This window comes from Bacteroides sp. Ga6A2 (assembly GCF_000702225.1).
Taxonomy (GTDB): domain Bacteria; phylum Bacteroidota; class Bacteroidia; order Bacteroidales; family Bacteroidaceae; genus Ga6A1.
Genome location: NZ_JNKX01000007.1, coordinates 52173 through 73722 on the forward strand (window position 1 = coordinate 52173; position 21550 = coordinate 73722).

At 42.7% G+C, this 21550-nt stretch carries 14 protein-coding genes and 1 other RNA gene; 12 read left to right on the plus strand and 3 right to left on the minus strand.

The features are described from left to right. The first annotated feature begins 106 nt into the window (after window positions 1–106). Genes T538_RS0101130 through T538_RS0101165 form a run of 8 tightly spaced genes read left to right on the plus strand, consistent with a single transcriptional unit; the run spans window position 107 to window position 11329 of the window. Complete coding sequence (locus T538_RS0101130) at window positions 107–2545, plus strand: SLBB domain-containing protein (RefSeq protein WP_081835038.1); 2439 nt, start codon at window positions 107–109, stop codon at window positions 2543–2545. Window positions 2546–2551: 6 nt separating this feature from the next. Continuing rightward, entirely contained in the window at window positions 2552–3610 is a 1059-nt protein-coding gene (locus tag T538_RS0101135) for a GumC domain-containing protein (RefSeq protein ID WP_031535335.1), read from the plus strand. Between the two features lie 15 nt (window positions 3611–3625). Next, window positions 3626–5617, plus strand: a complete 1992-nt coding sequence (locus T538_RS0101140) for an O-antigen polymerase (RefSeq protein WP_031535337.1) — start codon at window positions 3626–3628, stop codon at window positions 5615–5617. Then, window positions 5614–6963: a lipopolysaccharide biosynthesis protein gene (locus tag T538_RS0101145; protein ID WP_031535338.1), complete on the plus strand. Its 1350-nt coding sequence runs from the start codon at window positions 5614–5616 to the stop codon at window positions 6961–6963. The genes T538_RS0101140 and T538_RS0101145 overlap by 4 nt, the downstream gene beginning before the upstream one ends. Before the next feature lie 57 nt (window positions 6964–7020). Then, a complete protein-coding gene (locus T538_RS0101150; protein ID WP_155992931.1) occupies window positions 7021–7872 on the plus strand; it encodes a glycosyltransferase family protein in 852 nt (283 codons plus the stop codon). Then, a complete protein-coding gene (locus T538_RS0101155) occupies window positions 7869–9125 on the plus strand; it encodes a putative nucleotide-diphospho-sugar transferase (protein WP_031535343.1) in 1257 nt (418 codons plus the stop codon). Before T538_RS0101150 ends, T538_RS0101155 begins: the two co-directional genes overlap by 4 nt. A 45-nt stretch (window positions 9126–9170) precedes the next feature. After that, entirely contained in the window at window positions 9171–10217 is a 1047-nt protein-coding gene (locus T538_RS0101160; protein ID WP_031535345.1) for a glycosyltransferase family 4 protein, read from the plus strand. Further along, window positions 10214–11329 carry a glycosyltransferase gene (locus T538_RS0101165; RefSeq protein ID WP_031535347.1) on the plus strand — a complete coding sequence of 372 codons (1116 nt, stop codon included), beginning with the start codon at window positions 10214–10216 and terminating at the stop codon, window positions 11327–11329. Before T538_RS0101160 ends, T538_RS0101165 begins: the two co-directional genes overlap by 4 nt. A 41-nt stretch (window positions 11330–11370) precedes the next feature. On the opposite strand, the gene T538_RS0101170 is transcribed toward T538_RS0101165, so the two are convergent. Together T538_RS0101170 and T538_RS0101175 are read right to left on the minus strand one after the other, a co-directional pair. Then, window positions 11371–12453, minus strand: coding sequence for a glycosyltransferase family 4 protein (locus T538_RS0101170; protein WP_031535349.1), 1083 nt, complete (start codon window positions 12451–12453; stop codon window positions 11371–11373). A gap of 17 nt (window positions 12454–12470) precedes the next feature. Continuing rightward, entirely contained in the window at window positions 12471–15017 is a 2547-nt protein-coding gene (locus T538_RS0101175) for an SLBB domain-containing protein (RefSeq protein WP_031535351.1), read from the minus strand. Between the two features lie 136 nt (window positions 15018–15153). Here T538_RS0101175 and ssrA point away from each other — a divergent pair. Then, window positions 15154–15552, plus strand: a transfer-messenger RNA (tmRNA) gene (gene ssrA / locus T538_RS17940). A 910-nt stretch (window positions 15553–16462) separates the two neighbouring features. On the opposite strand, the gene T538_RS0101180 is transcribed toward ssrA, so the two are convergent. Continuing rightward, window positions 16463–17290: a pyridoxamine kinase gene (locus T538_RS0101180; protein WP_031535355.1), complete on the minus strand. Its 828-nt coding sequence runs from the start codon at window positions 17288–17290 to the stop codon at window positions 16463–16465. A gap of 504 nt (window positions 17291–17794) precedes the next feature. Here T538_RS0101180 and T538_RS0101185 point away from each other — a divergent pair. The 3 genes from T538_RS0101185 (at window position 17795) to T538_RS0101200 (ending at window position 21550) form a co-directional block, all read left to right on the plus strand. Further along, a complete protein-coding gene (locus T538_RS0101185; protein WP_031535357.1) occupies window positions 17795–19237 on the plus strand; it encodes a type I restriction-modification system subunit M in 1443 nt (480 codons plus the stop codon). Continuing rightward, window positions 19234–20439, plus strand: coding sequence for a restriction endonuclease subunit S (locus T538_RS17480; protein WP_051655786.1), 1206 nt, complete (start codon window positions 19234–19236; stop codon window positions 20437–20439). The genes T538_RS0101185 and T538_RS17480 overlap by 4 nt, the downstream gene beginning before the upstream one ends. Window positions 20440–20533: 94 nt before the next feature. Next, on the plus strand, window positions 20534–21550 hold the full coding sequence (locus T538_RS0101200) for a virulence RhuM family protein (protein WP_031535359.1): 1017 nt from the start codon (window positions 20534–20536) through the stop codon (window positions 21548–21550).

Sequence of the window (21550 nt, forward strand, 5' to 3'; positions counted from 1 at the left end):
ATGCCGAACTGACGTATTCTTTAATTATTCTTAATAAATACTAATAAATTTTGCCGATAGACAAAAAAGATATACCTTTGTACGTTTTTTCATAAACAATTACATTATGACGATTACACATAACAAGTTTTTCAGGGGCGCAGTCATCGCACTCACACTATTCTTTGCACTATCACAAAACCTAAACGCACAGAGTGGAATGACTGACAAACAGATTGTTGAATACGTAAAAAAACGCGTAGAAAGCGGCGCAGATCAGAAAGAAATTGCCAAGGAACTTTTGAGAAAAGGCGTTACTCCGCAGCAGTTGCAACGCCTAAAACAAAAGTACGAAAAGATGAAGAAGGAAGAGAAATCAGGCTCTTCGTCGAAGAATCTTAAAGACCTCTCGTCAGATGATAATCGAACAAGAAAGAACAACGGCGAAGAGCGCGACGAGGATTTGGACGATATCCTCGGCGACATCGAACTGCCAGAGAAAAAAATCTACGGACACGATATTTTCAGAAACAAATCGCTCTCGTTCGAGCCAAACATGAACATTGCCACTCCGGTAAACTATGTCCTTGGTCCGGGCGATGAGGTGACTGTTGACATCTACGGCGCATCGCAGAGCAGCAACACATACAAGGTTTCGCCCGACGGCTCGATAACAATCGAGGACGTTGGTCCGGTATATGTAAGCGGACTCACGGCTGCAAAGGCTCAGGCAAGAGTAAGAAGCCGAGTTGGCCAGTATTACCAGGGCTCGCAAGTAAAACTCTCGGTTGGCCAGACACGCACTATTGCCGTAAACGTTCTCGGCGAGGTTACCGCACCGGGAACTTACTCACTCTCAGCATTTTCTACAGTTTTCAACGCCCTCTACCTTGCCGGAGGAGTTACCGACACGGGTACGCTCCGCGAGATTAAGGTGACAAGAAAAGGCAAGGTTATCTCGAAGATTGATGTCTACGACTATCTCGTAAACGGAAAACTGGCAGGGAACGTGATGCTTCAGGATAACGATGCCATCATCGTTGGCCCTTACGAGAATCTCGTTGAGATTACCGGTCATGTAAAGCGTCCGATGTTCTACGAAATGAAGAAGGACGAGAGTCTTGAGGCTCTCCTCAAATATGCCGGCGGATTCACGGGCGATGCGCTGAAAAACAGCATTCACATTGAGCGCAAGAGCAGCGAGGGTCAGACAGTTTACAGCGTGAACGAGAAGGATTTTGCAAGTTTCACTACTCACGACGGCGACTCAATCTATGTAGAGGCAGCCATCGAGCGATACAAGAATATGCTTTCTGTTTCGGGCGCAGTATTCTTCCCGGGAAAATATCAGCTTAGCAAGGAGGTAAACTCAGTAAAATCGCTGCTGAAACAGGCTGGCGGTCTTACCGAAGATGCCTTCATTAACCGAGGCGTTCTGTACCGTATGAAGGAGAACCGCACCCGAATGGCTATGACCATCGACATCGCAGGAATTACCAAAGACACGGCTCCTGACGTACTTCTTCAGAACGAGGACTCGCTCGTCATCGCATCTACAGAGGAAATCAACAAGAAGAAGATGATTTACGTCTACGGTGAAGTATTCGTACCGGGCGAACAGCCTTATGCCGAAGGACTTACAATCGAGGACGCAATCGTTTCGGCTGGCGGATTAAAAGAGACAGCCACTACCCTAAACGTTGAGGTTTCGCGAATGTTGATTTACACACACACGAAAGATTCGACCTACAACACACAGGCAAAAGTATATCAGTTTACGCTGAAAGACGGTCTGCCAATAAACGAAGGCTCAAAGTTCACCCTACAGCCGGGCGATATGGTTTCAATCCACCGCTCGCCTGAATATCAGCAGCAGCAAAGAATTACCGTAAATGGCGAGGTTCTGTATGCCGGAACTTACACACTTACGGGAAAGAACGAGCGTCTGAGCAGCGTAATAAAGCGTGCCGGCGGTCTGACAGCCGCAGCAGCCGGAGCAAACGCGCGCCTCATCAGAAAGATGACTCCAGAGGAGCGCGAGCGTAAGATTCAGCTTGTAGAGATTGAGCGCCGCTCGCTGATGCAGGACAAGGAGAAGACTCAGAGTCTCAGCCTCGACTCAACAGATATCAAGAAACTGAAAATCAAGGAATACTACAACGTTGGTATCGACCTCGACAAGGCGATGAAGAATCCGGGGTGCTCAGAAGATGTCGTACTTCGCGACAGCGACCAGATTATCATTCCTCAGCACGACTACACCGTGAGAATAAACGGAGAAGTGCTTTACTCTAACACCGTAAGCTATGTAAAGGGCAAGAGAGGCAGCTACTATCTTAACCAAGCCGGCGGCGTTAGCAAGACTGGCGACAAGAAGAAAGCCTATGTCATCTATGCCAACGGTCAGGTAAGCCGTTTATCCAAAGGTAAGGTTATGCCGGGTTGCGAGATTGTTGTTCCGACAAAGCAGAAAAAGGAAACAAACATGCAAAATACATCATTGCTGATAAGTGCAGCAAGCGTTCTGGCAACAGTAGCAGCCGTTTTGATTTCAGCATTAAAATAAAAAGATATGGATAACAAGGTTTTAAACATAAACATTCCGGAAACTCTTAGACTTTTGAAGAAAGACCGGAAAAAGATCTGTATTTACAGTCTGATATCAGGCGTTATAGGAGTTGCACTCGCCTTCGGAACGCCTAAAAAATACGAATCAACGGTAATGCTTGCTCCAGAAGAGTCTGGAGCAGGCTTTTCTGGTAGCATTTCGTCACTCGCCTCGATGGTGGGAATGAACATGAAATTCGGTCAGAACGGCGATGCTATCTATCCAGAAATATATCCTGATTTAATGGAATCGACTGATTTCATAGTTGGGTTATTTCCCGTAAAAATTACAACAGACAAAACCAACGAAACATTCGACTATTACACATACATTAAAAAACATCAGAAAAAAGCAGTACTTGAATATCCATTGCTCGGTCTGAAGTATATCATCGAACTTGTAAAACCGAAGGATGACAGCGGCAAGAAAAGCGGTGTAAACACTAACCCTTTCCGTCTGACAAAAGATGAGTTTGAAATTGCAAAGGAAATCAGGACAAACATAAATTGCTCGGTAGACAAGAAAACAAGCGTTATCACCATAAAAGTGACCGACCAAGATCCACTTATTGCCGCGACACTTGCCGACTCGGTGAAAACGCATCTGCAAGTTGCAATTACAAAATACAGAACTCAGAAGTCGAGAAACGACTTGAAATATCTTGAGCAACTATACAGCGAGGCAAGAGGTCAATACGACGATGCACGAAGAAAGTACGCAGCGTATGCCGACTCGCATCTCAACACCAACCTACAGTCGTACAAACTGAAGGAGGACGAACTCTCGAACGACATGAATCTGAAATACAACATCTACCAGCAGATTGTTGAGCAAATTCAACTTGCCAAGGCTAAAGTTCAGGAAAGAACTCCGGCATTTACGGTTGTGCAGGGCGCATCGGTTCCGCTGAAGCACAGCAACAGATCGAAAGCCGCAACACTCATCATCTGGATGATTTTGGGATTTATCATACGTTTCGTAATCCTTGTATGGAAAAACCGGAAGATGTATATAAATATATAAAAAATTAACACAGAATTGTCTTTCCGTAACTATATCATAGCGTTTGTATCCGCCATAGTTCTTGCTATTGCGGCATGGCTTGTCGTACCACACAAATACGCAGCAAAGGTAAAACTGTGCGACGAGTACAAGGAAACCGACCTTGCAGTTGGATTGGATCAACTTAGCGCAAAAATAAAGAAGATGATGAACAGCAACGTTGGAATTAACGATATGGAAGTTTATGCCAACGTGCTGAATTCGGATGAATTTGCAAGAAAAATTTCCCATAAAAAACTCGAAGGCAGAAACGCCACATACGGAGAGTATCTGAATACCGACGATACCATCGGAACGATAAAAGATAACATTTACTACAACTACTCTTCGCGAAAGAATACACTAATAATACAGTTTACCGATGATAATCCAGAGATAGCCGCGCAGATGCTCGACAGCGTGACAGTCGAACTGCAAAAATTCATTTCTGAGAAAAGACGCTTCATTGCAACCAAAAAGTTCGACAATGAAACGGCTCTGCTTTCATCTGCCAAAGAAAGTATGGAGAAGAGCAGAAACGATTACGGTTCGTATGCCGACAGCCACCGGAACACAAAGACCGAATCGGTAAGACAGGAGATGAATTTATTTCAGGGCATCCTTGAGAACTCACAGAAAGAATACGAAAACAGCGTAAGACAGAGCGTAAGACAGAAAATGCTGTCAAAACGCTCATATTCATCTTTCGCAATTATCAGAAGCAATACTGTTCCAACACACAAAGACACGCATCTCGGCGGATGGATTGTTGCATTCGTAGTTCTCTCGCTGCTATTAGCCAAAGGCTACTCTCTATACAAAAAGCGGAAACAGAATCCACAAAAAATTCAGATTGGCGGATTGTTCTCGCCATGGAGCATAACAATTGGTGTCTGGGCAGCCGTCATTGCATCGATTATATTCAGCGGCGATCTTATGGATCCGCTAACAAGCCAATTCTATACAAGCATTAGTATATGGGTTCCTATTTTGTGCATAACATCTTTTGTAACCTTCAACCTGATGGAGCAGAAGACTCCAACCGCGAATCATGAGTTCAAGGTAAACATGACAATGTTTAACGCGCTGTATATCATTGCCATGATTATCACTCCGCTATATCTGTACCAGATTTACAAACTGGTTTCGATGTTCGACACCCAAGACTTGATGAACAATGTACGCGAACTTGCAATTCACGGCGATGGATATGGCTTTCTAAACTATACATTTGTGGTTAACGAGGTTTTACTGCTGACAGCCCTGTGGCTCTATCCAAAGATAAAATGGTGGCAGCTTACAACCATAATAATAGCCTGCATTCTGTACGCAATCGGAAACATGGAGAAGATTACGGTATTTCTACTGTTTATCTCATCAATGTTCGTGTTGTTCGAGCGAAGGGTTATCTCTGTCAGAACCATTGTTGTAATAGGATTCTTCCTGTTTATCGGTTTCTACTTCTTCAACCTTGCCCGTTCGGGCGAAGACAGCAACTACAGCAAGAACGAAACACTGTTCGACTTCATCGGAATGTACATCCTGTCGGGGCCTGTTGCCTATTGCAAATTGCATCAAAATTTATCCGACCAGTTTGGTTCAGATACCCTTTGGGGCGTTTATCTTTACCTCAGCAAATGGCTGTCTGGCGACTTTATCCCTCACACACCTTTTCAGGAGTTTGTTACTGTTCCGATGTGGACTAATGTCTACACCGTGATGCGTCCGTTCTACACAGATTTCGGCAACACAGGAGTGGCATTCTTTGCCTTTCTATACGGAGTATTATTAGGAGTTGCATACCGTCTGAAAACCAATGGTAACAACTTCGGGACATGTCTATATACATATTTTGTATACGTTCTGACATTACAGTTCTTTGACGAATTTATAACTGCGAACCTGCCCCTTTTCGGACAGATGCTGATACTATTAGCTATCATCACGCAAAACAGAATTAAATTTTCGTTCAAAAAAATAACAAAATGAATTTATCATTTGTAAAAGACATATTTCAGAAGAAAAACCGTTCATCAATTCTGATGCTTAACGTGTTGGCATCATTCTTTATAAAAGGATGGTCTGCACTTGTTGTACTTATTATGGTTCCATTAACATTAGAATGTCTGGGAAAATACAAGAATGGTGTATGGCTTACCATAAGCAGTCTGCTTATATGGATAGACCAAATGGACATCGGCTTAGGTAACGGATTAAGAAACAAACTTACATCATATATGGCACACAATAACATTGAAGGAGCCAGAAACATTATAAGTTCGACATTTGCCATGCTGGTATTCATAATGTTTCCTATCCTGATTATTTTGTGCTCACTTAGCATATACTGCGACATATACACTTTTTTTAATGTTGATGAAAGTATAATTCCAGAACTGAGAACAGCACTTCTTGTTGCTGTTACACTTGTCTGTATGACATTTATTCTGAAAATCATAGGCAATGTATACATGGGTATGCAATTGCCAGCGGTTAGTAATCTTATTTTGTCTTTAGGACAGACTCTGGCACTAATATTATCAGTGATACTGTATTACACAAACAATGCAACATTCCTTAATATTGTTGTAGCAAACACTGCAGCACCACTAATAGTGTACATTTTGTCATACCCTTACACTTTTTACATTAAGTTTCCTCAACTTAGGCCAACAATTAAGGGAATAAATCTACAATCAGCCTTAGAACTCGGCAACATCGGATTGAAATTCTTTTGGTTGCAGATTGCCGCCATAATACAGTTTCTATCAGCAAACATCCTTATTGCCAGGTTTTTCAGCCCAGAGATGGTAACACCATACCAAATTGCATACAGATACATGAGCATTATGATGGTTTTCTTCACTATTATCTGCATGCCTTTCTGGAATGCCACAACCGATGCATACGAACGAGGAGACATGGAATGGATTAGAAAAGCAAGTACAAGAATGAATTGGATAACACTTGCTGTTGCCGTTTTAATAGTTATACTTGTCATAATATCGCCATTCGTCTATAAAATTTGGGTTGAGGATGAAAACGCCGTTAGCTTAAACATGACAGCAATGATGGCATTGTATATATTACTCATGATTCTAAGCAACAGATTTTCATTCTTTCTCAATGGTGTTGGAGCACTACGGCTACAGTTATATATGACGATTTCATCAGCAGTTTTCATACCATTAGCATGGATTGTAAACTACTACACACATAGTATAATCTGCTTTATGGCTGTTATGTGTTTCTGCAATCTCCCGGGACTTATTGCAAATACCATCCAGTTTCACAAAATTCTAAATGGTACGGCAACAGGCATCTGGAAAATATGACAAACAAATTTATTAACTTAGAACAAAAATAGTTTAATGACAACATACAATACCAAGATGTTAGGATTGGTAACACTATACAATCCTAACCCACAGGAAGCTTCAGAAAACATAAAACGATACATTCATGATATCGACAAACTCATCATCTGGGACAATTCGCCCATTGAAGCAAACATCAAGCAACAGGTCATAGACCTAATGACTGATGAGAAAGACCATATTGTATGGCATGGAGATGGACAAAACAAGTGTATCGCTCCGGCCATAAACTTTGCATGGGAATATGCAAAGGAGCAAGGATACGATCTCTTGCTCATAATGGATCAGGATAGTCATTGGGCAAACTTTTCTTTTTACCGAGAAAAAGTTGAACATTACTACCTGACAGGCAATAAATGGACTTTCGTTCCATATATCGCAGGAAACGACAACTGGGTAATCTTTAATGAAGTTCATTTCAAGCGCGTATTTATCAATTCAGGAACAATCATTCCAATTGAAATTTTGAATGCAATAGACGGTGCCGACGAAACCTTTGCACTAGATGCCTTAGACCACGACTTGGCTATACGTATTCAAAAAGCAGGCTACCAAATTGCATGTATCACATGTTGTATGCTCTATCATACCGTAGGACACCCTAAAAGGTCACGATTTCTGAATCTCTTTACCAACGATTATGGCAGAGAGAGAACCTACAGCATAGCAAAGACACATCTCATTAAATACAGAAAGCATAAGTCATGGTTCACAGCATACGAGAAACGTAAAATATTCAAGGAATACTACATGTGGAAACTAATACGCATTATTTTTGCAGAAGAAGACAAACTGGGACGCTTAAAAATGCTGATTAAAGGAATATGGGATGGAATGAATTATGATTTGAAAAAAACAAAACGATGAACAAAGATTGTATTTTCACTATAGTTGCCAAGAATTACATTGGATTAGCACAAATCCTTGGAAATTCAATAAAGCAGCATAACAATGATATTGATTTCTACATTGTTGTCGCCGACGAATTCCAGCAGGAAGGCATTACGCTTCCGGCCAACACCATTATTGCCAAAAATGTTCTTGACTATTCAGAAGATGAATGGGTAGATATGACTTTCAAATATACTCTCACAGAGTTTTGCACAGCCATCAAGCCCGCAACTTTCCAGCATTTTTTTAACAATGGGTATGAAAGAATTATATTTTTCGACCCTGATATTTATGTATTCTCTTCTCTTTCTGCCATTTTCAACGCATTAGAGTCGCACGAAATGGTATTGACTCCACATGTTGCCGGAATTCACCCATGTTATCAAGGTGAGGATGAATGGGCCATTTGCGTAACAGGAATATTCAATTTGGGATTCTGTGCCGTTAGTAACACGCAGCGCATAAAAGAATTCATGAAATGGTGGAGAATAAGGCTGCAAAACCAGGCATTTTGCGACAGAACAGTCGGAACATTTACAGACCAGAAATGGATGGATTGGGCACCGGCATTTATGGGAAACAGCCTGTTTGTAACAAGACACTTAGGAATGAACCTTGCTCCTTGGAACTTCTTTGAACGAAAGATTTTCTTAAACGACAACGGAAATCTTATGGTAAGATACAGATATGAAGACAACCATACTGAAGATGTTCCTCTAATATTCGTTCATTTCTCAGGCTACGATTATAAGCAACTAATGAACAACGTTGTTACGCACCAAAGATTGTCAAATCCGGAAGAGTTCAAAGACATCGAATTAGCAACAAACATATACAGCAATGAGCTGATAAAACAAAAAGATACTTTTAATTCATTCATCTCGTTGAAATACTCATATAACGAGTATGACAATGGAGAAAAAATAGAAAACTTCCATCGTAGAATTTACAATGGACTGAAAAAAGAAGGCAGAGTTCCTGGAAATCCCTTCACAACAAACAAGACTTCATTTCATCACATTCTAAAGAAGAAATCGATGTTTTCATCAAAAAAAATAGACAATCTTACCCCTCAGAATATGAAAGGAATGGACAAGAAAATAAAAATGCTTAATTTCTTGTTCCTCATCCTTTATAAACTGATGGGATACAAGAGATACCCTCTGTTTGTCAAGAGTTTACATCGATACACTCAGCCAGAGAATCACACATTTCTTATCAGAAAGTGAATACTCCCCAAAAGAAAGGCAAGAAGACAAAGAAAACAACTGATTATGATTTATATAAACGGCAGGTTTCTGCTACAAAAATGTACCGGAGTTGAACGCTTTGCATACAACATGTGCAAAACGTTAGCAGACAGCAAGCACGATGCCACAATCATAATTCCGAAAAACGGAGTTATTAACGATTGCTACGACGTGTCGCAATTCAACATTGTGCGCTTCGGAATAGGGTCGTCGCACGTATGGGAACAGCTCATTCTGCCGTTCTACTTCATTGGCAGGAAAGACTATATTCTGCTGAGTTTTACAGGACTCGGAAGCATCTTTGTACCAAATAAGGTGATGACCATTCACGATCTCTCGTTTCTCGAAAATCGCAAATGGTTCTCTGCCGCATACTACTACTATTACAAGTTCATGACTCCCTTGGCTGTAAAGACTTCGAAGCACATTATAACCGTAAGCAGATTTTCGAAAAGCGAGATTCTGCGTTTTTACAAGTTTATAAAGCCTGAAAAAATCTCGGTCGTGTACAATGCAGCCGACAGTACTTTCTTTAGTCAAGAGGGAAAAGAGACTGGAAACTACATTCTCGCCGTCTCCTCCATCGATCCAAGAAAAAATTTTGCCCAACTGATAAAATCGTTCGAGAACATCAGAAACTGCACCCTGAAAATCGTCGGAGCACAGAACAGAGTATTTAACAACAGCAATAATATCAGGCAATGTCAGGACAATATCGAATACCTTGGCCGCGTTACAGATAAAGAGCTTGTCGGTTTATATAACGGTGCAAAAGCGTTCATCTTTCCTTCACTCTACGAAGGATTCGGATTGCCTCCAATCGAGGCTATGATGTGCGGTTGTCCAGTCTTGGTGTCAGACATTCCTGTTTTACACGAGATTTGCCAAGATGCTGCCATATACTTTAATCCTACAGACGCAACCAGTATCAGCACAGCTATAAATGCCATGCTCTCGAAAAGCGATGAAGAACGAAACTCAATAATCCGGAAAGGTTTTGAAAATGCCGAGAGATTCTCTTGGCAGAAATCTGTTGAAAACTTGATAAATACATTACAAAAGGTAGAATGAAAACAATCCTGCATATATCAAAATACTACTATCCCGACTTGGGAGGTATAGAGACTGTTGCAAAATATCTTGCTGAAGGTCTGACAGAATACAACAATATCGTAATCTGCTTTTCTACAGACAAAAAGTATCACGAGGACGATGTGAACGGTGTGAAAGTATATCGCATACCTGTAACCTTCTCGTTCATGAGCCAAGATGTGGCATTCAAGTATTTTTACTTTCTAAAAAAGATAATAAAACTTCACAAGCCCGATTTTGCGCATCTCCACTGCCCTAACCCATTCGTATATCCATTGGTTGTAAAGGCAATCAGCAAAGACACAAAGCTTGTTCTGCATTGGCATTCAGACATTCTTGCCAAAGGTGCGATGTACAACATAATAAAGCCTTTCGAGAATCAAGTTCTCCGCAGAGCCGATGTGATAATCGCAACAAGTCCAAACTACATCGACTATTCAAAGCCATTGTTAAAGCATAAGGATAAAGTAAAGGTTGCACAAAACGGCATTATCACCGCCGACTTCGAGCTTAAGCCGGGCGATGAGGAGCGCATCAAGCAGATAAAAGAGATGTATGGCGGAAAAAAGATTGTCTACTTTGTTGGCAGACATATCCCTTACAAAGGCATCGACTTTCTGATAAAGGCTGATAAATACATCCAGAACGACTGCGTGATTCTAATCGTCGGAAAAGGACCTCACGACAAGGTTCTGAAGAAGATCCCATGCTCAGACAGAGTGAAATTCCTCGGACGCTTGTCCGACGAGGATTTACGATGCTACTCTCATGCAGCAGATATCTTCGCCTTCTCTTCAGTAACAAAGGCCGAAGCCTTCGGTGTTGCCCTAAGCGAGGCAATGTATTGTAAGTCTGTTCCGGTTGTATTCAACATCAAAGGTTCGGGAGTAAACTGGGTTTCTGTAGCCGGCAAGACTGGCGAGGAAGTTCCGTTAAAGGATATAAAAGCCTACGCAAATGCCATAGACAAGATTCTTGCCGACGACAATCTGCAACACACCTACGCCGAAGCGGCACGAGAACGCATTATAAAGCATTTTACGGCAGAAATTGCAGTTTCGGTAATGAACGATATTTACAAGAATCTGTGACAATAGCAAAAGGCGGACAACGATGAATTGCCCGCCTTTTGCTATCTATTTACAGCCTTCCACTTTTTGTCAAGCCACAAGTTGAATATAGCCCATAAAATTATATCAATCACAACAATCAGAGTGAAATTAAGAATGTTTCTGAGTGATATATTCAACAGAATGAAAAACACCATCAGTCCAATAATCGTCAGCAATGTTTTATGCTGAGAGTAACCAACTCTCAGCAACTTATGATGAATATGACTTTTGTCTGCCCCAAACAGCGGCTTATGCTTGCGCATTCTGTACAGAATAACCCTTACAACATCGAACACAGGAATCATAAGCAAAGAATATGATATCAACAGTGCATCTGAGCGATAAGGCATTATGCTCTCGTTATTCATAGAATACTTTACAGCCATGAAACTAAGCAGATAGCCGAGCGTAAGACTTCCAGTATCGCCCATAAAAGTCTTTGTCTGCTTCTCTGCACTTCCGTAAATATTAAAGTACATAAAAACAACCACACTTGCAACAGCAGCAAGAGCAAAGACCGTATAGATGTAAATATGGTTTATGTAGAAAAGAAAGGCAAAGCCGAGCATAGCCATCACCGACAAGCCCGATGACAAGCCGTCGATACCATCTATAAGATTCATCGCATTTATAATAAAAAGCGTGCAGAATACGGTTACTATGTATCCCACATAGAATGGAATCTCATACACGCCAAAAAGTCCGTACAGATTGTTAACATACACGTTACTCAGCGGAAAAGCCAAGGCTGTTACAACCTGCACTATAAACTTGGCATTTGCCCCAAGTCCTAGCAAATCGTCGAAGACACCAACAATGTAAATGATGAATATTCCAGAAATAAAGATGAATGTCCAAGAACTCAACTCCATTACACCTTCGGTATAAATCTTAAACATAAGTACGACGGACATAGAAACAAGCATTGCCGGCAAAAAAAGTATACCACCAAGTCGTGGCACCAATATATTATGCACCTTACGCTCGTTCGGAATGTCGTACAGTCGCTTTTTGTAACAGATTTTCAACAACAAAGGCATTGTTAGTAAGGTGAATCCCAAAGACACCACAAATGCCAAAATCACATAATAATAATTACTCATCAGTATATTCTTTCTATTTAGTGCACCAAATTAGCGATAGTCGCTATCATTGTGGCAATAGAAGCCGTTGAGGTTCCTATTGTCAGAATCTCGGAGATGGTCATCTTCTTCGAAGCCATCTTCTGCGGCACGATTATCTCGCAGCCCGGATTTATGTACTTGCGTCCGCTGCCCTTAATGCGATAAACCATGCCGTTCATGTTGATTACATAAACTCTGTTCTTCTTTGCCTTCTGGCTGAAGCCTCCGGCCTGATCTATATAATCCGTAAGTTTCTGCTTGCTGTTGTATGCCACGGTTGTCGAGAACATCACCTCGCCATTAACCTTTACGGTATTTGTAAATGTAGGGATGATTAGTCTGTCGCCCTCGCGCAGCACAATATCGTTCTCGCCGCCCGGATTGGCAAGAGCCTTGTCGAGTTCGATGCCCACATAGTAGGTAGTGCCCACATCGAGCGTCTTTGCCACCGACACAGAGTCCTTGTCGTTCTCCTTGGCAGCCGCCTTTATCATCGTCTCCACGCGAAGTTTCTCCTCGGCAGTCATCTCGCGTTCAAGGCGCGCGCCCTTTATGTAAGCCTCCTTTGTCAGTCCGCCGGCGCTCTGCACAAGCTCGCTCAGTCGCTGGCTCTTGCGTGCAAGCGTGTATGTTCCGGCAAAGAGAACCTCACCTTCTACCGACACGTTTTTCTGCTCGTAGTAGCCCGGACTTCTTCTCACATACACCTCGTCGAACGGTTCAAGGGTGAACGACGGTTCTCCCTCAACAACGAAGCCCTCTTTCAGAGAGAAACTGAATGTCTGCGCCATGAAGTCCTCCGAGTCTGTAGCCTGCTGGTTCTTTATTCGGCGCGCCACATCGACCTTTACGGTAGATGCCGCCTCTTTCAGTCCGCCTGCCTGAAGAATGAAATCCTCGAGCGTTTCGTTGGCGGCATATTCGTAGATGCCGGGATAGCGCACCTCGCCCTTGATGGTAAGAATCTGCTCGCCCTGCATATCTTTCTTGCTTGGTATGAAGAGCACGTCTTCCTTTCGCAGCGGGATATCTGGCACTCTGCCGTGCAGAAGTCCTGCCACGTCGATAGAGAGCACCTCGAGAGTCATGTCCGAACGGCGGCGATGCATCACGGCATGGTCGAGGAAGGCATCTTCCTTAGGACCGCCGGCACGTTCAATCAGTTCCTTCACGGTCTTTATGTTTCCGTCGCTCTGATACATTCCGGGGCGGAATACCGCTCCTTTTATCTCAACCTTGTTGGCAAAACGAGGAATCACCGAGTCTACGGTTATCGAATCTTCGTCGGATACCTGGAACTTACCGAGTTCAAACTCCTCTACATTAAATATCTGATATTCAAGCCCGTTCTTTCTCAACACCCTCACGCTCTGCTTGTAGGCATCGCCTGTGAATCCGCCAGCATATTTAAGTGCCGTTGCCACGCTCTCGTTCTTCTTCATCTCGTAGAACATAGGGCGTTTAACCTTTCCTGCCACGTTTACAAGACAGTCGTACGCTCCTACCACAATCACATCGTTGTCGGCAAGTCGCACGTTGCCAGTCAGTTTGCCGTTAAGGATATAATCGTACACATCGACCGTGCTTACCAGTTTGCTGTTGCGATACACCTTGATGTCGCGCATCGTACCAATCTCGTTCACTCCGCCAGCCATGTAAAGGGCATGGAAAACAGATGCAAAAGCCGAAATTGTGTATGTTCCGGGCGTAACCACCTCGCCCATTATGTTTACGGTTATGGTCTTCGTGTCGCCCACCGTAAGACGGACTTGCGAGTTGACGTAGTTTGAGCCGACTTTACGCTTCAGGTATGCGTTTGCCTGAGCCACCGTCATTCCGCCTATCGTAACAGGACCAATTTCGTCGATGACTATTGTGCCGTCGGGCGAGATTGTCGATTCTATCGTCTTTTGCGATGCCCCCCACACATCAATGAACACTTGGTCGCCCGGACCAAGTTTGTAGTTAGATGGTGTGGCAATATTCATATTCGGTTCGAACGACAGATTCTTGTTGTTGAAGATGTTACGTCCGAAAATCTCGCGCTTATGCTTTTTCTTCTTTTCTAATAGGAAATCGAAATCCTCGTCGAGCGAATCGGGCATGATGAAATCGAGTTCGCGGCGCATGTCCTTCAGTTTTATGCGCTTCTGTTTCTCGGTCAGTTCCTCGTCTTTTTCCTTTTCGTCGTCGAAAGTTTTCTTTCTGAAGTTATCTTCTTTCTTCTCCTTGTCGTCTTTCTTCTTGTTGCGCAGGCGCGATGCCGACTTCTGCTTTTCGTCGTCTATGCCCGATATGTTCTTTGCGCCCACCACTTCGCCGCTTTTCTGCTTGTTGTACTTAGCCTTTATGCGACGAATCTGCTCGATGGTTACGCCTTTCTGCATAAGTTGGATTACAATCTGCGACTGTGACGTACCTTTGTTCTGTTCCTTCAGAATATACTCAATAACCTTGTCGTCGGACATAGACTGTGCCACGACAGGTGTTGCGCCCATAGTTAGCAGAACAATGATTATTATAAGTTTTATATATTGTTTCATTTATAAATCAGGCTTGCCATTATATAGAATAACTACACGCAGGCATAATTATTGCAAAGGTACATATTTTTTCTGAAATAGTTTGGCGCACCGATATTTTTTTATACTTTTGCAATTCATTACTTACAAAATCCACGGGGTTGACCGGTTTTGACAGCGGGTTGAGGTGGTATGTAAGCATGCAGTGCTCCGCTGGTCGGCACTTTAATCTCGGCTTTCAAACTTTTATCTGGCGAGAATAACTACGCTCTTGCTGCTTAAACCGAAGCACAGTAGGTTAGCTTAATCTCGGCACAAGGTGCTGAGACAAGACATCACTCAGAAGCTCTTGCTCCGAAACATTCTGGTTAAGTGGTGCAGTCAAGTCGGGGATAGTTGGGTGTGGCCTCGCGCATCCGATGAGATTTTAGAGGATAAGGCGCATGTTGGTGGTCTGGGTCTTGCATGCGCACGAAAACCGAAGGCCAGAATAAGCATGTAGAAAGCATATTAGTTCCCTGTTTGGACGAGGGTTCGAATCCCTCCAGCTCCACCCCACTAAGGAACAAAAATCGCAACTTTCATCTGAGGGTTGCGATTTTTTTTGTTAAAACATCAAAGAATGACACATCATTAACAAAATACCCTCTGTAAACACAGCTTTATATCTTGCCAATTTTCAATGATGTCAATACAAAGACAACAAAAAGGACACCCATTGTAGAGATCCAGATAACACAAAAATACAAGTTTTAAAAGGACTTGTAAACCTTTTATTTTATTTTCTTTTCTGTCATAATGTTGCTTGTTTCAGGAATTAAATATTTCCCCTGAAACTTTAGCAAAATTACCCCCAACCGTTAGAACGAGAGTTTTATCTATTTACATTGGTACTAAAAAAATCAACTGCACAATATCCTCTAAAAATAAATGAAAGCTATGACAAGGAACTTTATTTCATTTTTCCTTACTCACAGGTTGAAACACAGCCCCTCGTCCCGAACGCATCTCGAAGGAATCTTGCCAATTGCTTTCACAATAAAAACTTGAAAGATTATGTCAAGTAAGAGGCAAGTAAGCCGGAAGGTTCGTTCAGGGGTCGTTCTGATAAGCCGATAGCAAGGGGATAGTAAGCCTGTAGTAACGGAGTAGATACGGGGAAGCAAGCCGCAAGGTACGTTAAGGTACGTTCAAGGTACGTTCAAGGTACGTTCAAGGTACGTTCAAGGTACGTTCAAGGTACGTTCAAATGCAGAAAAAATTTCTGCATTTGAACGTGTAAATACAACTGTGTCAAGGCTCAAAATCTTATATCTCTCCCCTCAGATGTGAGGCAGCCGGCAAATACGAACAAGCAACAAAAATTCTTAATTTTCAACTTTCAATTGCCAACTCCCACCCCAACAAAAAAGATGCCGTCCCAAACGGGAGCGACATCTTCCTCATCATGTGATATTTTTACAAAATTACGAAAGTCTGTTGATGAGGTAAGGCAGAGCCTTCTCAAACTTAACGCCATACCAATGGTCGGCATCTGGCAATGTCTGGCGGATTGACTCGCAAACAAAGTCGGCGGCGATGGATGCAGCCTCGATTATTGACTTGCCGCGCATCAGAGCACCGGCGAAAGATGATGAATACACATCGCCTGTTCCGTGCATAGCCACATCAAGATGCTCGGTAAAGTAATAGTCGAACTTTGAGCCGTCGTAACATGCCACGCCCAGTTTGCCCTTCTCAAAACTTACGCCTGTAAGCACAACATTCTTTGCGCCAAGAGCATACAAGTCCTTCAGCACCTTCTCAATATACTCCTGTGTGTAGATTCCAGCCTGATAAGGAATGCCAAGAAGCAAGGCAGCCTCGGTCATGTTTGGCAGAATGATGTCCGCGCCATTTACCAGCTTGCGCATCTCCATTGGGAAATCGTCGTCGAAGCCGGCATAGAGTTTGCCGTTATCTCCCATCACAGGGTCTACTATTCTGAGCGCGCCCGAACGAGCCACCTGATTCATAATGTCGAGGATGTGAGGAATCTGAGCCTTTGACACATAGCCTGTATAGAAGGCGTCGAAATCAACGTTCTCTTTCTTCCATCTGTCAAGGATGTTTGGCATTTCGTCAGTAAGGTCGCGGAATGTCCATGCCGAGAAACCTGCTGTGTGGTTAGACAGTACCGAACTTGGCAATATTGCCGTCTCAATTCCACATGCCGAGATTACAGGCAGAGCCACGGTGAGCGAACATTGTCCCACACACGAAATATCCTGAATTGTTAGAAGTCTTTTATCCATTTTATTTGTTTTTTATTTCTGGCTGCAAAGATTACAAAAACAGAACACCTATTTTATAAAACATTCCGAAAAAGTAAAAACAATCTTACATTATAACAAAAGCAAAATCTGCAAGCCACATTAAAACGGCATTTAAACGAGAGAAAAATCGGCAAAAAACGGCGTTTTTTGAAAAATTTGGTTAATTTTGTGGTTCACAAAAAAATGATTTTTAACGAAACAGACATAAAAATTTAGATAACATACAGAAATATTTAATCATAGCGTTTGCTATTTAATCTGAAACGTTCGGAAACCTGGCAGTAGAAGAACTAATACAAGACTAAATAAGCAAATGCCTGCGCGTATGGCGTGGGCATTTCTTATCTTGTATTAGTGGGTCATGCCAGGTACCTCGAACGTTGGATAAGAAATTGTCCCACGTTCTTTTTTGTATATAGAGGTATCTGCATGGCTTTCGTTTTTTAGACCCTGAATAGCATTCGTATTAAACATGGTATAATTGTGAAATACGAATCTACATTCAAAGCAATTGATGACACCCTGCGCAACGAGGCGGGATGCAGCAACGAACTCGATTACATAGAGCAGACTTCGTGGTTGCTCTTTTTGAAATACCTCGACGACCTTGAAACGGAGCGCGAAGACGAAGCCGCACTCAACGGCAAGGAATACCGCCGCATTATCACCGGCTTCAACCGTTGGAACGCTTGGGCTACCCCAAAAACCGCAAAGGGCGAACTCGACGTTATCAACGCAATGACCGGCGATGACCTTGTGGAGTTTGTTAACCAAAAACTCTTCCCTTCGCTCAAACATTTCAAAGATACCGCCGTGTCGCCCGATACGCTTGAATACAAGATTGGCGAGATATTCAGCGAATTGCGCAACAAGATAAACAGCGGCTATAATATGCGCGATATTATCAACAAGATAGACTCGCTGCACTTTCAGAGTGCCGACGACAAGCACGAGATGACCGTGCTCTACGAGGACAAGATACGCCGCATGGGCAACGCCGGTCGCAACGGTGGTGAGTACTACACACCGCGTCCGCTCATACGCACCATAGTCAAGGTGGTGAATCCGCGCATTGGCGAAACCGTTTACGACCCTGCGTGCGGCTCGGCTGGCTTCCTCTGCGAGGCGTTCAACTATATGCAGGAGCAGATAAAATCGGTGGCAGACAGCGACACGCTGCAAAAGTCAACCTTCTTCGGCAAGGAGAAGAAGGGCTTGCCGTACATCATAGCCACCATGAACATGATATTCCACGGCGTGGCTGCGCCAAACATCGTGCGTGGCAACACGCTTACCGAGAACCTTGCCGCCATTCAACAACGCGACCGCAAAGACATTATACTTGCCAATCCGCCTTTCGGAGGCAACGAACGCGCCGAGGTGCTGCAAAACTTCGACATACGCACCAGCGAGACGGCATACATGTTTATGCAGCATTTCATAAAGATGCTGAAGGTGAACGGTCGCGCCGGCATAGTTATAAAAAATACCTTTCTAAGCAATAGTGATGCCGTCTCCCTGCGCCGCAAACTGCTCGAAGAGTGCAACCTGCATACCATTCTCGACCTTCCGCAGGGCGTATTCAGCGCAGGCGTAAAGACCGTGGTTCTCTTCTTCACCAAGGGCGAGTCAACACGCAAGATTTGGTATTACCAGCTGAACCTCAGCCGTACGCTTGGCAAAACTAACCCACTTAACGAAGCCGACCTTGCCGACTTTGTTGCGTTGCAGCAGACCAAAGCCGAGAGCGAAAACTCTTGGACGCTCGACGCATCTGCGCTTGGCGACGATTGCGACCTTTCGGTAAAGAACCCTAACAAGCCCGAGATTGTAGACAATCGAACCACCGAAGAGATTCTCAGCACCATAGCCGACCTCAACGACGATTCCGCACGATTGATAAACGAAATAAGAGAGTTGCTATGAAAGAGGGATGGGAAACTAAAACATTAGATAATGTTGCATCCATTTATAATGGAAACAGTATTAACGCGGATTATAAAAAAGAACATTTCTTAGGTCTCGCAGAAGGTTACCCTTTTATTGCAACAAAAGATGTTGCTTTTGATGGTACGGTTGATTATAATAATGGTGTAAAAATTCCATTTGATACAGACTATAAAATAGCTGAACCACAATCAGCATTTATATGTGTAGAAGGTGGAAGTGCAGGAAGGAAAATAGCATACATAACCCAAAAGGTTTGCTTTGGAAATAAACTCTTTTGTGTTAAGCCTTTGAATTCTCATTTAGTTGGCAAATTTGTTTATTATTTTCTCAGCAGTGAAGCTTTTCAAGTTCAATTCCGTAGTTTGCTCACTGGTCTAATTGGCGGCGTAAGTGCAAAGAAGTTCAAATCTATAGAAATCTCATACCCATCTCTTGCCGAGCAGCAGCAAATCGTATCATTTCTTGATTCAGAATTTGAGAAGATAGATGCGCTAAAAGCCAATGCCGAAACGCAACTGCAAGCCGCCAAAGACTTGTTTCAAGCCGCTCTAAAAGAGTTGTTGACACCGAAAGAAGGATGGGTGGAGAAGAATTTAGGAGAAGTTATAACTAATTTAAGAACAGGTCTTAATCCGCGTACACACTTCAAACTTAATACGCCAGATGCCACTTATAATTATATAACAGTTAGGGAATTAAAAGGTTTTGATATAGTGGCGGATGAAAAAACAGACAAAGTAAATGCAGAAGCATTGAATAGAATTAATAAGCGTTCAAACTTATTGAAAGGGGATGTTTTATTTTCAGGAACGGGTACTATTGGCAATACAGCATTAGTAACGACACTACCCGAAACGTGGAATATAAAGGAAGGTATTTATGCATTAACACCTAATCACAAGGTGATAAATTCAAAGTTCCTTATATATGTTATTAGTTCGGATTTCTTTTTGAATAACGCTCGGAAAAAGGCAGAAGGGACAGGTGTGAAAAGCATACCGATGAAACGTTTTGTAGAGTTGGCTATTTACATTCCAAATATGTTTTGTCAAGAAAAATGTGTTGCTAAACTCGACGCCCTCTCTGCCAATGTGAAAGCATTGCAAACTAACTACACCGAAACCATAACCCTATGCAACGACCTGAAACAGGCGTTGTTGAAAAAGGTGTTTGGATAAATTTGTGCCAAATCAGCAAAATTAGCATACTGAAATCTGCATAATCCGCTAATTATTTTTAGTATATTTGTACGGATTATAAAAAAACATAATTATGGACGAACAGCAGAATATAATCATATATCGTACAGCAGACGGACGAGCTTCGGTTGCACTCTTTGCTAAAGATGGAAATATATGGCTTAACCAACAACAGATGGCAGAACTTTTTGCCACCTCGAAGCAATTGATTAGTCATCACATAGCTAACATACTGAAGGAGAACGAACTAAACGAAAATTCAGTTGTAAAACAATATTTGACAACTGCCGCAGATGGCAAAAATTACAACGTGGTATTCTACTCTCTCGAAATGATTATAGCTGTAGGCTATAGGGTACGAGGCATTCGTGGCACGCAGTTCAGACAATGGGCAACAGAGCATCTGACGGAATATCTTATAAAAGGTTTTACGATGGATGACGAGCGTCTGAAGAATCCAGACGGAAGACCCGACTACTTCGATGAATTGCTGCTGCGCATCCGCGACATTAGAGCATCGGAAAAACGTTTCTATCAGAAGATAAGAGACCTCTTTGCACTAAGCAGCGACTACGACAAGAGCGACAAGGCTACACAGATGTTCTTTGCCGAAACGCAGAACAAACTGCTCTATGCCGTAGCCCACAAGACGGCTGCCGAACTTATTGTCAGTAGGGCCGACGCAAACCAACCTAATATGGGACTCACCACATGGAAAGGTAGCATCGTGCGCAAAGGCGACGTTATCATTGCAAAGAACTATCTGCACGATGATGAAATAGAGTCATTGAATCGTCTGGTAGACATCTTCCTGACAAGTGCCGAAGAACGAGTAAAGAATCGCCGGGATCTTACACTTGACTATTGGCGCAAGAATGTGGACAACCTGTTGACATTCCAAGAAAAAGACATACTGCAAGATGCAGGTAGCATTACAAACTATGAAGCAGAGAAAACGGTGAAACAAATATATGATGTTTTTAACAACAAGCGTAAACAATTGGAGGCGCAAACAGCCGATGCCGAAGATATGAAAATGCTGGAAGATTTAGAAAAAAAAATTGTAGCAGAAAATAAAAAAGGGAAATAG